General features: G+C 46.0%; 11 protein-coding genes. All 11 read right to left on the bottom strand.

The window, feature by feature from the left end; translation table 11 throughout:
• A complete protein-coding gene (gene secD / locus AB4384_RS11245; RefSeq protein ID WP_171732650.1) occupies positions 1–1800 on the bottom strand; it encodes a protein translocase subunit SecD in 1800 nt (599 codons plus the stop codon).
• Positions 1801–1973: 173 nt separating this feature from the next.
• The gene (locus AB4384_RS11240; protein ID WP_372129574.1) at positions 1974–2438 is read right to left on the bottom strand and encodes a hypothetical protein; all 465 of its coding nucleotides are present in this window, start codon (positions 2436–2438) and stop codon (positions 1974–1976) included.
• A 285-nt stretch (positions 2439–2723) separates the two neighbouring features.
• A complete protein-coding gene (locus AB4384_RS11235) occupies positions 2724–5498 on the bottom strand; it encodes a M16 family metallopeptidase (RefSeq protein ID WP_372129560.1) in 2775 nt (924 codons plus the stop codon).
• Positions 5499–5735: 237 nt separating this feature from the next.
• The gene (locus tag AB4384_RS11230; protein WP_054541988.1) at positions 5736–6566 is read right to left on the bottom strand and encodes a LytTR family DNA-binding domain-containing protein; all 831 of its coding nucleotides are present in this window, start codon (positions 6564–6566) and stop codon (positions 5736–5738) included.
• A gap of 72 nt (positions 6567–6638) precedes the next feature.
• The gene (locus AB4384_RS11225) at positions 6639–7673 is read right to left on the bottom strand and encodes a sensor histidine kinase (RefSeq protein WP_135383508.1); all 1035 of its coding nucleotides are present in this window, start codon (positions 7671–7673) and stop codon (positions 6639–6641) included.
• Complete coding sequence (locus AB4384_RS11220) at positions 7673–8965, bottom strand: hypothetical protein (RefSeq protein WP_372129559.1); 1293 nt, start codon at positions 8963–8965, stop codon at positions 7673–7675. The genes AB4384_RS11225 and AB4384_RS11220 overlap by 1 nt, the downstream gene beginning before the upstream one ends.
• Before the next feature lie 9 nt (positions 8966–8974).
• Entirely contained in the window at positions 8975–9757 is a 783-nt protein-coding gene (locus AB4384_RS11215; protein WP_372129558.1) for an outer membrane lipoprotein-sorting protein, read from the bottom strand.
• Positions 9750–11048 (bottom strand): ABC transporter permease, encoded by a 1299-nt coding sequence (locus AB4384_RS11210; protein WP_372129557.1) that lies wholly within the window; start codon positions 11046–11048, stop codon positions 9750–9752. The genes AB4384_RS11215 and AB4384_RS11210 overlap by 8 nt, the downstream gene beginning before the upstream one ends.
• Positions 11036–11734, bottom strand: coding sequence for an ABC transporter ATP-binding protein (locus AB4384_RS11205; RefSeq protein WP_372129556.1), 699 nt, complete (start codon positions 11732–11734; stop codon positions 11036–11038). The genes AB4384_RS11210 and AB4384_RS11205 overlap by 13 nt, the downstream gene beginning before the upstream one ends.
• 46 nt (positions 11735–11780) lie before the next feature.
• Positions 11781–12461 (bottom strand): hypothetical protein, encoded by a 681-nt coding sequence (locus tag AB4384_RS11200; RefSeq protein ID WP_372129555.1) that lies wholly within the window; start codon positions 12459–12461, stop codon positions 11781–11783.
• Positions 12462–12867: 406 nt separating this feature from the next.
• Complete coding sequence (locus AB4384_RS11195) at positions 12868–14349, bottom strand: hypothetical protein (RefSeq protein ID WP_372129554.1); 1482 nt, start codon at positions 14347–14349, stop codon at positions 12868–12870.
• Positions 14350–14629: the final 280 nt, after the last annotated feature.

Raw genomic sequence — 14629 nt, 5'->3', positions numbered from 1 at the left:
TTAAATCCTTACATCGTGGCGTTGGTCACGCCCCCAAACCAAATTGATGATCGCTCGTGAAGCAAAAATGCCCGTAAACATACTGGTTAGAAGACCTAAGCCTAGAGTTAGAGCGAAGCCCTGAATCGGTCCATTACCAATGGTGTATAGAGCCACAGCAACGATCATGGTGGTGACGTTAGCATCGAAAATTGACGAGAATGCGCTATCGAAACCACGGTCGATAGAGCTAGCAAAGCTGCGCCCTTCTTTCATCTTGTCTCGAATACGCTCGAAGATAAGCACGTTAGTGTCTACCGCCATACCGACGGTCAGTACCAAGCCCGCAATACCCGGCAGAGTTAACACCGCACCCGGTAGCAAGGCAATCAAACCAAACAATGTGGTCATGTTAACCACCAATGCACAGTTCGCGACCCAACCTAAGCGGCGGTACCATAGCGCCATAAACGTTAGCGTAAGGCCAAGGCCAAGAGCCAAAGCAGCAAAGCCGTTGGTTACATTTTCAGCACCCAAAGATGGGCCAATAGTACGTTCTTCAATGATGGTCACAGGCGCAGTCAATGACCCCGCACGCAACAGTAACGCAAGCTCTTGTGCGTCTGCCAAGCTGCCAGCGCCTGTGATTCTGAAGCGGCTACCCAGTTGAGATTGGATGTTTGCCACACTAATCACTTCGCTGTCTTGCTTGCTGTTGCCCGCTCTATCACGGCTGTATTCGCTGTACACCGTTGCCATTGGCTTACCGATGTTATGACGTGAGAACTCAGACATTTTCTTACCACCAGAAGAATCCAGCGTAATGTTGACTTCTGCACTGCCCATCTCACCAATGCCACTGCGAGCATCGATAATGTGCTCGCCACTCAACACTGCCTTGCGGTCGACTACCACACGGTTGCCGTCTGAATCTTTCAGGGTTTGAGTACTGCGAGTGGCATTGTCGTACACCGAATAGAACGCCAAAGATGCCGTTGCACCAATCACGTCTTTCGCAGCTGCAGGGTCTTGTACACCCGGCAACTCGATACGGATACGGCTTTCACCTTGGCGTTGAATCGATGCCTCCGTGATGCCTAGCTCTTCAATACGGCTGCGCATGATTTGCAGGTTTTGTTGAACCGTAAGGTTGCGTAGCGTTCTTTGCTCTTCTTCAGACTGAGTTAACGTTAGCGACTTGTCTGAGCGGTTACGTAGCCATTGTGGGAACTCTTGACGAATCAGCTTCTGGGCTTTTTCGAAATCGGCGTCGGTACGGAAATCAAACTGAACTTGGTTGTTGACCACTTTACCGCGGGCATAACGCACTTCGCTGGTGATCTCGTCGACCATCGCTTGAGCTTGCGCGTGATAAACTGGCTCCATATCCACTTCTAATAAGAACTGCACACCACCACGTAAATCAAGGCCTAGCTGAATCGGCGCGAAGCCCATGTCTGTTAGCCATTTAGGTGCTGCTGGTTCCATCGCTAGCGCAACCGTCGCGTTATCCAATAGGCGCTCATTCAGCACCTCTTTGGCTTTCGCTTGTTGTTCAGCATCTTCTAAGATCACGACTAAACGTTGGTCTTTTTGAAATGCCGATTTAGCTTGGATGCCTTCGCTCGCAAGGTATTGGGTAATTTGACTCGCATCGATGGTCTGTTCAGAACGGTTGTTAATTTGAACCGACGCATTCTCGCCATACCAAGAAGGTAAAGCACTCAGAACCATGATGATGATAGTGGCGATAAGCACCACGTATTTCCACTTTGAGTAGTGGTTTATTTGTTTTCTTTGAATGCGTTTTTTCACAGTCAAGATCTCTTCTTTGAACTAATATTTTGCGAACACGAGCAATGGCTAATCGCAACCAAAACAAGCTGATTGAAAGATAGTGATGCTAAAGCTGATGACGCTATGTTTGTTTTGGTTAATTGGCGAGTTCAACGGGCACAATTGACCATCGATACGACCAATTTAGGGTCAAACGATTAGCTAAGAAGTTCTCGGAAATGCGAGTATTGGATGTTGCCCTCTTTCCACCCAGAAAGCCGGGAGGACGGAGAACTCACAATACTGGTCCAGTGCAGCTTGGAATCCAACAACGGCGTGTTGAAGAGCAGGGAAGCCAGTATTGAGGGGGGAGAGAAGTCAATCAGTAGATGATAAGCAGGCTCAAGATCGGCCACGCTTTCTTGCTCGTTACTGAGCATACGTCTGAAGTTTGCTGCTTGAAGGCTTGATTCGGTGTCGTGATAGTTAGAACTGTCACCAGAAGGCACGGTGCCAAACTGAACCTTATCGCACTCTAAATAAGCCGACGGATTATCCGCAGTTGCCTGTTTACAAAGATTAGTCTGCGAAGATTGCTCTTGAGCCGAATGAATTTGAAATGGCTTAGAAGGAAACGAATAGCCGTTAGAATTCACTAAGCCAAAGCTCAGTAAAAACAACATTAAGACTAATCGGGTACCCAGTTTAAGCAATCTAATATCCAAACAACATTCTCGTAGATCGTCAATCTACAATACAAATGAAACGCTGTCTTGATTTAAAACATTTTTTTAGAAAATGATTCGATGCAACCGATTAAGCACCCTCGCAATTTAGATTTACATAGATCTAAAACGGCTTAACAACTGGTGATGGATAGATGTTATGAATAGTAGAAAAACAAGAAAGCCAAGCGGTGCTCGCTTGGCTTTCAGCTGTCTCTTTCTGTTGGCTTCAAGCTTTAGGCTTTAGGCTTTAGGACGCATGATGTTCTTAACCTTACGGCTATCTTCACCAAAGATGCGTTGGACAAGTTGATTCATGTCTTCCGCAGTAATCGACCTCGCCACTCGCTCAACTTGAGACAAAGCTTCGATATCGTAACCATGAAGTAAATAACGAGACAGGTACCATGCTTGGTCAATAGAGCTCATCTCGAGAGGCGTGAAGTCCGCTTCAAACTGTTTCACGACTGCGTGCATTTCCTTTTCAGAGACGCCCTGTAAAAGGTCTGCAATCACTTTATCGATCGCCACTTCGACTTGGTCAACGTTCTCCGGCGCTACCATCGCCCCGATAACCCACTCACCACTCAGCTCACTATCTGCGGCTGCTGAATACGTATATGGCGAGTAATCTAAGCTCAACTCTTCACGAATATAAGCATCTAAACGAGCCGCCAGCAGTCGTTCTAGCAAGTTTTCCGTGAAGATATCTTTTGCCGTTACGCCTTGATCGGTTTCGGCTTCAGGCTCAGAGAGGACTCGTAAGATGTACTCTGCACTATTCACATTGTTGATCGCTAAATCAATGCGTGATTCAGATGGCTGCTTGTAAGCCACCTTAAATTCAGGAACCTCAGCTTTTTCTAATGGAATCGAAGCCAAGTATTGCTCAACCAAAGGCTTTAATTCACTTGGGTCGATGTCACCCACGATCACCAATTGGTTATGCCTCATTTGACCAAACAATTGCTGATGAAGATTAGCGACGTCTTCCACAGAAACCGCTTCAACACGTTCTTTATCAACAAAGAGGTGGCCACTGTCTTGACGATAGATATTCTGGTTTCTTGCGCGCTCAAACTGACCGACAGGGCTGCTCAAGAAAGATTCTTGACCTTGTACAAACTCCTGTTTCACTGCCTCTAACTGCTCGGGAACAATTTTAGGCGCAGTTATGAAGGTATAAAGCGCAGCAAACGTATCTTTAAGTCCGTCTTTATTGATATTAAATTCAATACCATGACGAGTATTACCAATGAAAGAATCGGCGCTAATATTTTCACGATCAAAGTACGCTAAAAGCTCAGAGCCCGTAAACTCACCGACACCACTTCGAGCGAAGGTAGGTAACGCAACCTCAACAGCTGGGTACAAGCTCGGATCCAAAGCGGCTTTTCCGCCGAGGCTCATGTACATCACCCCAACATCATCACCTGCCTCATAATCACGCAGGTACCACATGTCGATGCCATTGCTTAACGTCCACTTTTGGATGTATGGGTCAATAGACATTTGTTCAGCAAGTACAACCTCGCCTTGCGAGCTAGGTACAGCAAAAGCGCTGGCTGTTCCAATCGCAAGCGGCGCAACTCCCGCCTCGCTATACGTGGCTTTTAAACTATCGAGAGAGTTGATGATCGCGGTTCTGTCTTCGGAGTCATCCATCCCAATAACAATAAAGTAATCATCAGAAAGTAGATTCTTGATGTTGTCGTTAATCACTTCAAGGCTCAAGTTAGCGATGAAAGCTTCCAAGCTTGCTTGATAATCTTTCTGTGATTGGACTATTCGATCATTGACTAACGCACTCACTTTGTAATTCGCGTGTTCAACACTGTCCATTTTATCCCAGTTATGCTCGATGTTATCCAGCAAGTCTTGGTAGTAGTACCGTTCGCCAGCAATATCCGTTTCCGAAACACCAAAATCACGCAATGATGCCAATGTAGAAAGCAGATCTTGTTGGATAACTTCACGGTCTCCAGCCGGAAACCCAACACTTATTGACGAATAGTAAAAAGCGCCCATTCGATAACTATCAGATGCAATCCATTGAGTCGGGAACGCGGCATCATTGAACACCGCTTCTAATCGTCGTTGAATCAATTGCTGAGCGGTTTCATCTAACCTGCGTTGATTCTGCTGAGCATGATTTTCAACTCTATTTAAACCTCGGTTAAACGTCAGAGTGATGCTTGGCGCTTCTCTTCCTGCGTACTCAACATAATCATCTTCATTGAATGAGGTCGTTTTCTGTTTCTCTGGTCTCGGCGTATCGCCACGCTCCCAGCTAGAAAACTTTTCTTCAATAAGTGGAATCACAGTTTTGATGTCCACATCACCAGAAACGACCAGCTCAACTATTTGAGGTTGATACCAAGTCTGATAAAAGTTGGTGATGCCTTGAGGAGTAGCATTCACGATCGACGATTTAGTCCCTAATGCATCTTGCGATTCGTACGGGCCGCCTTCAACGAAGTAATCATAATATATATCTCCGAATGACTTATCATCGAGGCGAGCCATACGGAACTCACCAAGAACCACGCCTTTTTCTTTTTCGACTTCTGAACTTGATAGATCCAGGCCATCACCAATGTCACGCATCCACGTCAAAGCAGACTGCAATTGGATGTTATCTGGCAAATCTAACTGGTAGACCGTCTCTTCATAAGAAGTGTAGGCATTAATATCAGCACCAAAGCTAGCGCCTGCGTCTTCGAATAGACGAATCACATCGTTCTGAGAGAAGTTTTTACTGCCATTGAATGCCATGTGTTCCAAGAAGTGCGCGTAGCCTTCTTGTTGAGAAGTCTCTTGAATCGAACCGGCGTGCACGACTAAACGAACAGATACGGATTCTTCATGATCTGGATAAACATGATAAGTAAGGCCATTTTCTAGTTGGCCTGAAGTCCATGCCGGATCCGGCTGGATTGGCGTTTCGGTAGTTTTTGATGTTGAGCTACAGCCAACTAAGGTGAGGCATAGAGCCGTCGCTAAATAATATGTTTTCATAACAACCTCTTAATGTCATTCATCGACAATATACAGATTGAGCTAACGATTATTATTTAATATTGAACCGGATGAGTATCTTTGTGATCTAGATCTTTATTTTATAAATCACTATACGTTATGTAAGATCGCCTGTGCTCGTTTAAAGCAGCGTTTTGATAGAGCCTAATACATCCATTTAAACTCGCTAACTACATCCATTTAAAATCAATGGCTACATACATTTAAGCTAGTTCGCTACATACCCTTAAAGAGCGCTTGCGAAGCGCGGCTGATCGGTAACTTCTCACCCGACACATAAGCAGACATCTGGCCTGAGAGCCCTTTCTTCACCTTATCAATGGCTGACACTTTCACCACCACCGAGCGGTGGATCTGCCAAAACTCATCCGGGTTAAGCTGCGAAATCAGCTCTTTTAATGATACGCGAAGAATAAATTCCTCTAGCAAACCGCCTTGGCCTTTTTTGAATATCGACACGTACTTGTCTTCCGCTTTGAAGTAAGCCACATCATCGACGGCAATCAGGTGAATGTCTTCTCCGACACTGGCTTTGAGCCACGTGAGATACTGTTGCTTGTTTTGTTGGGAAGACGATTGTGATAGCTGTTGAAGCTGAGCCATTAACGCCGTGATATCAGGTTGTTCAGGGGGATTACCTGTTTGCGTTTGGCTGCTCGACAAACGCGCTTGCACCTTCTGACATGTGGCCAGTAAGCGTTCTTCATTGATTGGCTTAAGTAGATAATCCATCGCATTGTGCTCAAAAGCTTTGACCGCGTATTCGTCATAAGCCGTAATAAACACAATCAATGGCGGTGAATCTAGCTTGTTGAGTTGCTTCGCCAGCGAGATTCCATCCAGCTCTGGCATACGAATATCGAGAAAAGCCACGTCGGGCTTAAGCTGCTGAATACTTTGCATCGCCTCCAAACCGTTTTGTGCCTTGCTGACGATCTCGAGTTCCGGCCAAACCTCAGCAAGGCTCTTGTCTAAGTGGTGCCTTAACAGTGCTTCATCGTCTGCGATAATCGCCGTTACGCTCGGCTGTACTGCTGGGTTGTTCATGGTTAGTCCTTTAAATTCACACTGTAAATCGTCTATTTTTCGTCACTGTTCTGTGCTTTCTGGTCTGTAATTCTAAGCGGCTGCGTCAGTCAGCGGTAACAAAATCGTCGAGACAACCCCGCCTTCAGCTTGCTCTATGATCGTTAGGCTCGCCTTATCACCATACAGAGTTTCGATTCGCTGACGAATATTGCTTAACCCAACACCGTGACCCGTATTCGCAGAAGGTGTTTTCAGCCCTGCGCCATTATCAGCCACTTCAATTTTTAGCTGCTGGCCTTGTTGAGTAATACGAATATTCACTTGGCCACCCGCCGCTTTGGGTTCGATACCGTGCGTAAGTGCATTCTCGACCAAAGGTTGAATCAAGAACGGTGGAATCACCTGCAAATCGCTAATCTCGTGTGTTTCAATCGAGAACGTTAAGCGCTCACCCAAGCGTATCTTCTGAATATTAAGATAAGCGTCTAACAAGTCGACCTCTTGTGCGATGGTCGATTGCTCGGTGCGGCTGTTTTTCAAAGTCACACGCAACAAGTCGGTGAGTTTTTCGAGCATCAACTTGGCTTTCGCGCTGTCACTCTCAATCAATACATTGATGGTCGCAAGCGTGTTGAACAAGAAGTGCGGTTCAATTTGGCTCTGTAGTTGTTTAAGCTGACTCAGCACCACCACCTTTTCTTGGTCTGCCTGACGACGCTTGGCCACTTCCAATTCGTTATCGGCACGTAACTGCTGCTCTCGTGTGTAGAAATAGTAATAGCAAACCGAACAGAAGATCACACCGAGCAAGACTACAGATTTAAGATCCGAGATATTGGCCCCGAAATATCCGTTCAACCAATAGTGCGCGTTCAAGGTACCAAAAGTCATCGCGAACACCATTGAGATACCCACTTCAAGCGTTCTGGATGTTCTCTTAAACAACTTAACCAAGATGAAAGAAGAACCTACCGCGCTGTAGCCAAAACCAAAGCTTATCGCGAGGTTAACCACAAGGTCGCCACCCCAAATAGTTTGAGTGGTGACGGCAATGATAAAACAAAACAAAGTGGTCAGCGTGAAGCTCTTAATCCATGAAAATCGACTGTTTGAAGAAGTGTCCATTAAAATCGTCCTTTGATATTTAAGAGAATCATATGACTATCGGGTAAACTGGCGTAAGCAGAATCACTTTTACCACCTAGAAAGCGTGCAGCAAGTTCCAAATCCAACGATGAATTGCCATTATCTAAAGCCTGATAGTTGAGCCACTGAGTCGCAATAAAACCGCCATCTTGAGGAGACAACATGACATCGAATGTTGGCGTGATATCTTCAAGCCAGCCATGTGTCGAATCCAGAGACCAATGAAACATGATGTTGTGTTGAACCAAATTGGCGTGCTGATAACCTTGAGCATAAGAACCGGCCAACGAAGATGTCATCGGATTAACCGACAAAGACTCTGCACTTTCTATCGCGCTTTGCCACTCAGAATGACTCCACGCTCGGCTATCAAACCAGTATTCCAGCACCACATTATGGCCCGTGTCATTGGCCCATGTTAATCCTGCTAACGCTTGATAAGCCTCGCCCTGCTCTTCAAGATAAACCGGTTTAAGCATTGAATCCGGCTGACTGTAGCCAAGGCTTTGTCGCTGATAAACCACCGAGCCATGAAACTCCCAAGCGAGATTCAACACCGACACTAAACTCGCCCCAAGTAAGCCATGGCGTACATCGTCGTAATAAGCGACCCACTGATATTCGTGGTCGCCAACCAGATTGTAACGACGTATCCCAAAGCCTTGTTGCTGATTCTGCTTTTCGAATTCATTTACGTCTTGGGAAGTCCATGACGAATCGCTGTAAAGCAGTGTCCATTCGCCCGTCATATCGAACAGTGACGCTGAAGCCACACCGGCGCCCTCTTCTGCGACAATGCCAACAGGGTTTTGTCGGTAAGGCTTGATAATGTCTAACGGTCGGTAGCCATAACCAACACCCCAATCTAGGCGAATCTTACCGAGTGTCACATCAAGGTAGTGATCACCGAACGCTGAATTAGACAGTTCAACACCACCTTGCCAAAACAGCTCGCGCGCAATGAATTCCGATTCAAAGCTCGCGTCTTGGTCTTGAGGAGTATTAGTCAAAATATCATTGGCTTTCACGGCAAACAGGCCAAGCCAATTGCCATATCCAACTTCAAGATCCAACAAACCATTGAGTGACTGACGATTATCAGATGCAAAAGGGCTAAATGGCGACTCTCGCGATTCAACGGCTTCAGCACTCAGTTGCCAGTCCCACGCTAGGCTCAGATCGTCCGCTTGAGTCGTGTTACTCACACAAGACAATGCAAGAAAGCTAGCGATTAAAGGCTTAATGTGGAATCGACGACTAAAAGCTCTCATGCCACCCACCTAAAGTCCAGACACGCTATTACGCGATAGGTAAGCAGGGTTGTAGTATTTATCTTCCAAGCTTTGTTCAATCACTTCGCGGTACTCAATCACGGTTTTCTTACTTGGTTGAATCTTATCGAGCAAGGTCATCGACACCACTGTTGGTAATCCATCACGCACGCCTTCGGTAAACCAAGCTTGTTTCGCCAGTTTCCCTGAGCGCAGATACAGATCCGCTTTAACTGGAAACGCTCGATCTGCCGTTAGCCATAGATCAATCGATTGATAGCTGGCACCCTTGGTTTTCGCCACGAGCTTTAGGTGATGGGTATCGAGTATCTCGCCAGTCGGCATCTCAACTTGTTGCTCGGCAACCCACTCACCTTGGTAATCTTCGCTCCAAGTGAGCGTCGAAATGTCCCCTACCGAAGCTTCACCCAAGAGTTTCTGCATTGGTGTGATTCGGATAGGTCGGCGCGATTTCGGCATCAGTAACCAATAGTTGTCCTCTATCATCAGCATCTTTTGACCCGCCTCGACCGCCGACTTGAACACGACCAGCGACTCTCGGTTTGGTCTTGTGTAGACGTTGTATTCGCGGGTTTTGTCTAGTTGCTCGTCTTGATATAGCGCGACCAGAGACACCACTTTCGACGCCTGTTCGCTGTTCAAACGGTAGCTGTCTGCCTTAGCAATCATCTCGGTAACTTGCTGTGAATCGATAGCCCAGCTTGGTGCTGATACTAGAGCCAAGGCCAACGCAGAACCTAAAACAGTGAGTGAACGAGTAAATTTATACATAAACCAGCGCCTCCGTGATTGGCTTATTCACGCCTTTGCGAGCAGAAAAATAAGCAGCCAGCAAACAGATTGTCAGCACGCCTAAAGTAGCGTAACCAACCAGTTCCAATGAGAAGTAAATGTTGAGTGGGTAACCTTCGGTTCTGCCGGGAGGTGGTGGCATTTGGATATCAACCACTAGCAATAACACCGACACTAAGCCACTCACTAACGCGCCGATCGCGCTGCCAATCAGTGCCAACAATCCCGCCTCTTTTAAGAAGCCTGCCACGATTTCAGAAGGGTAACTGCCGAGTGCTGACAAGGTGCCGATTTCACGAGTGCGTTCGGTCACCGACATGGTCATGGTGTTAAACAACGACACAAACACTACCAATGCCATCACCGCGCCCATAATGCCGAAGATCCGGTCATAAAGATCTTTAACCTTGGTGTAGAAAAACGCACGATCTTGCCACGGGGTGATCTCGATCTCTGCGCCTTGATCGCTTTGGCTCGCGCTATTTCGATCTAAAGCAGTTTGGATGCGCTGTTGAACGGTCGAGGTCTTGCTTGTCTCAAATAGGAACACCGACAAGGTACTGACTTTGTCTGAGGCCAAAAGCTCTTGCGCGGTAGTGATATGAACATACAGCTGACGCTTATCCAGCTCTGGCACACCCGTCGAATAGATACCCTGCACCTTAAAATCAAAAGCGCTCAAAGCACCGTCACTGGTGGTGGCTAGCAGCGTTACCCAGTCGCCAACGGCCACTTTGAGGTTACGAGCAAGGTCAGTTCCCAGCATCACTTGTGGCTCTTGGTTATCGTATCTGGGAGATTTCACATCCGATAGGGTTTGACCGCTGCGCACATCAAGGAAAGGACCTTTCATATCGAACTCGCGCTCATTGACTCCGGTGCCCATAAAGATGGTTGACTTGCTTCCGTTAGACACCAAGCCACTAAAGTAAACTCGCGGCTGCACCCCACGCACATCGCTGTCGCCAATAATACTCTTGGTGAGCGCTTGAACATTATCCAGACCATTGCTCAGCGGCATGTCTTCGTCTTGTTCAAAATATCCCGGCGTGCTCAAAGTAAGGTGACCAGTATCGCGTGCGGTCGATTCACGCAGAGATTCATAGGTGTAAAGCCCGTAGCCTCCAGCCGAAGTCAGCGCAAATACCGCGATGGCGATAATCAATACCGACAACAAACTGCGGCGACCGTTTCTCAATAAATTAAGCCACGCTAAACGCACCGAGGTAGGAAGCAAAAAAGTGCTCATTCTTTGTGTTAACTTGCCCATGAGATCGCCTCCGTGGTTGCAACTTGTGGAACCAGTTGGCCATCGATAAGTTCAATCACTCGGTCACAACGCTGAGCCATTCTTGGGTCGTGCGTTGCGACGATAAAAGTCGTGCCCATTTCATGGCCGAGCTCTTTCATAATGTCGATCACAAGGTTAGCGGTGTGACTGTCTAAGCTAGCGGTCGGCTCATCGGCAATGACTAAGCTTGGGTTGTGGATTAGCGCTCTGGCTATCGCGACACGTTGCTGCTGGCCGCCTGAAAGATTGTCTGGGCGATGATGTACATATTCGCCTAGCCCAACACGCTCCAACATCTCTTGTGCTCTGGTCTGCTGTTCTTGTTTCGAACATTGGTTCAACATCAATGGGTAGGCCACGTTCTCAAGTGCCGTCATCACTGGAACCAGATTGAAGCGCTGAAATACAAAACCCAACGACTGACGGCGAAAGCGTGCAGCGGCGATTTGCTCTGTCGGATACGGTTGGCCATCAATATTGATCTGTCCTCGATAGCTCATATCCAACAAACCAAGAATATTCAAAAGTGTGCTTTTTCCAGAACCCGACGGGCCACACAACGCCACCATTTCACCGCGCTGGATATGGCCATCGACCCCGTTTAATGCATCAACACGTTGACCGCCTGTGACATATGCTTTGCCGATATCTTTAAATTCAATCATCCCGTTTTCCTCTGATTACTAACCAACTGTTTAGCTTCCATGCCCTTTATTTCGCTTTCGCTATTAGGGCCTTCGCAGTCATCGTTTCGATGTTGTCGGCATCGGCCGTTTCCATTTGCTCTAGCCACGCTTGTGCTTGCGTTAGGTCTTCAGCACGAATCGATGCCTCAATCGCATAACGGTAAATCCACGATGTCACAGCGAAATACTGTTGCTGGAAAGCATCTTCAGCCAATAGCGAGAGGAACAGGTCATAACCACGATCGAAATGATTAAACATGTCTGGCAGAGAGGTGTAAGTAACGGCGGCCATTGCGCGAGTTAGGTAAGAATCTGGCAGCCCTTGAACACGGGGTTGTTCATGAATTGGTTGGTCTTCGTCTTTCAGCAGCACCAGTGATTTATCAATGGTTGATAAGCCTCTCTCCACATACTTCATCTTGTTCCAAGGTAAGAACGCATCACGCCCCATCAGGGTTTCTGTGCTTCCTAAATAAACTAAAGTCAGTGGCGTAGCGCCGTCTTGTTGCAGCGTGTCATTAAGGCGTTCATAAGCCACCTCAACCAAGTCTTCATTGCCTTGCGCCGCTTGGTTGTAGATATCGAGCACGTCTGAACTCGGGTTCGCTAAAGCTAACGACGGTGCAAACGAAACAAGAGCAATCAGCAATGAACGCTTAAGCACAGAAGTTGTAGAGCCTGAATTAAATGAGTGTGAAGTAGTCATGATTTCTAATCCCTTTCAAATGTTGACGTTGAAAGGTTAACTAGAATTTGTCGTGCAGTTTTACCAATGCGACGAATGGTAATTATAAGGAGTGAATGGTTGAGAGGCGGTGTGAGTGGAAAATTCGAAAAGAAAGAATAAAACAGATGGGTCAAAAAATAATCTGATATTGCCCACTTCAGACTTTAATCAGAACTGACTCATTTCTGCCCCTTTCTAATTTAGAACGATTTTTCACACGATATCGTAATTGATGATTTGACCTGATTTTCCCAATCAGTGAAGTGTCTAATGAAATCGGAGCTTACCAGAATCACAACAACTCAATACTTGAGGCGGCATTTTATTTGGGGCAATAAAAAGCCCAGCGAAGTCGCTGGGCTTTATTAGTTTTGAATGTAAGGTACTAAACGCCGTCAGATGGGAATAGTGGGATTGTTCCACCAATTTCTTGTTTGTCAATCGGTGAATCTGTAATCTCACCTGTGATCTGGTCGATAAACAACTCAGCTGCACCAGAAGCACCATTAGCGATCACTTTGATACCACCTACATAAGTACCAACCTCAAAATCGACATAATCATCGAACTCTTGACGGTCTAAGATGTTATCTGAATGATACTCACCAGTCGTAAGATCAAGATAAGTGAGTCTATTAGGGCTCACATCTGATAAGTAAAGCCTGTACGAATCACCAACACGCGATTCATGCTGCTTACCATTATCAAACTCATACATCACCTCCAGCGGTATAGAGCCATTGCTATTAGTTACATCATCCTTTTGAACACGGAAGTAGCTATGAGAATGAATGTTATCACCTCTTGCATATGCTCCGAAGTAAACGTATTCGTCATCTGAATGCTGGAGGTTTTGCCCTGCACCAAGCAGATCAACCGTCACCTCTTTACCTTCCAAAATGAATGGCGTCAGCTTAAAAGAACTATCCGACTTTGTATTGATAATGACATTACCGTACTCATAGTAGTCTTCACTCCAGATGTTGGTAATGACATGCTCACCCACTTGGACAACTCGACTGTAGTCATATCGTTCAGCAGGAACTGCCTGCAAAGATTCGTCATAATCTGGATAACCACCATCATTCATAAATGCTGGCTGATGCCAGTACCCATAACCACGATTACGCACGAAGAAGAAAGAACTACCATCATACGACCACGAAGCTTTTACGTGCCTATCAATATTATAATCTTCCGTTGGACTCTGGTGAATGGTCTTAACAACACCATCACCATTCCAAAAACCAAGCGTAGGGAGGTTCATTCCATTAATTTCACGTTCATGACCATACATAATCTGCAAACCTGTACCGTCAGTCGTTGGGTTCACATCATAAAGAGTGTGAGCTACTAAATCACTATCAGCGCGATTACCCAACAAGCATTCAGCCAAACCAGTTTCATTTTCTAGTGGCAGCGCAATAAGTGAACAGTGTGCAATTTCATCACCATTAGCATCCGCCAGATTATTGAAACCACCACTTAAAATAAGATGCTCCTTCATCGTATTGACAGACTCAATGTAGCAATTGCTACTATCAGAAGGCATAAATACCTTTTCGGTGACGTAAACATCCGGATCGCCATTATCAACTTCAACTTCAACCACCTTAACTAACTCATCACAAGAGCCAGCATTAGCGGTTAGTGTCGGTGTGGCACTATAACCATTCACTGAACTCATTGTACCCACAGATGCCATTGAGTCACCTTTTGCGAATGCAAAACTAGTAGCCCCTTTAGTATTAGACTCTAGGGGTTTATAGTCAGATGATCCGCCAACTGAATCACCATCGGAACCACCACAACCTGCAAGAATTGCCAAAGTAAGGAGTGTAACCCCTTTATTTAACTTATGTTTCATTCCTATTATATCCTTAATTTATTAATAAGACTGCTGGCTCAAGCATGACATGCATCAGTACGGTTTTTATTGCATATGCAAATTTTGTAATCAAAGGTTGCATATACTTACACTTTTTGCATGCGATGATTATAGATCTGGAGGGGATGCTGCAGTGTCTAGAAAGATTTTGCTTGTGGAAATGATGTAAAAAAAATTTGAGACTGCGATCTCTTGGAAGAATCGCAGTACAGAAATTCTCGATGGCTTCTCTGAATTCTCGTTTATTTTCGAAATATAC

Origin of the sequence: Vibrio sp. 10N.261.51.A4 (genome assembly GCF_041471945.1) — a bacterium.
Classification (GTDB): Bacteria; Pseudomonadota; Gammaproteobacteria; order Enterobacterales; family Vibrionaceae; genus Vibrio; species Vibrio crassostreae_C.
Note: the sequence above shows the minus strand (reverse complement) of the source record. Positions and strands in the feature narration are given on the sequence as shown.

Excerpts from the sequence above, each read along its gene's own strand:
- AB4384_RS11240 (WP_372129574.1), bottom strand. The coding sequence starts at position 2,438 with ATGTTGTTTTTACTGAGCTTTGGCTTAGTGAATTCTAACGGCTATTCG.
- AB4384_RS11230 (WP_054541988.1), bottom strand. The coding sequence starts at position 6,566 with ATGAACAACCCAGCAGTACAGCCGAGCGTAACGGCGATTATCGCAGAC.
- AB4384_RS11220 (WP_372129559.1), bottom strand. The coding sequence starts at position 8,965 with ATGAGAGCTTTTAGTCGTCGATTCCACATTAAGCCTTTAATCGCTAGC.
- AB4384_RS11235 (WP_372129560.1), bottom strand. The coding sequence starts at position 5,498 with ATGAAAACATATTATTTAGCGACGGCTCTATGCCTCACCTTAGTTGGC.
- AB4384_RS11195 (WP_372129554.1), bottom strand. The coding sequence starts at position 14,349 with ATGAAACATAAGTTAAATAAAGGGGTTACACTCCTTACTTTGGCAATT.
- AB4384_RS11225 (WP_135383508.1), bottom strand. The coding sequence starts at position 7,673 with ATGGACACTTCTTCAAACAGTCGATTTTCATGGATTAAGAGCTTCACG.
- AB4384_RS11215 (WP_372129558.1), bottom strand. The coding sequence starts at position 9,757 with ATGTATAAATTTACTCGTTCACTCACTGTTTTAGGTTCTGCGTTGGCC.
- AB4384_RS11205 (WP_372129556.1), bottom strand. The coding sequence starts at position 11,734 with ATGATTGAATTTAAAGATATCGGCAAAGCATATGTCACAGGCGGTCAA.
- AB4384_RS11200 (WP_372129555.1), bottom strand. The coding sequence starts at position 12,461 with ATGACTACTTCACACTCATTTAATTCAGGCTCTACAACTTCTGTGCTT.
- AB4384_RS11210 (WP_372129557.1), bottom strand. The coding sequence starts at position 11,048 with ATGGGCAAGTTAACACAAAGAATGAGCACTTTTTTGCTTCCTACCTCG.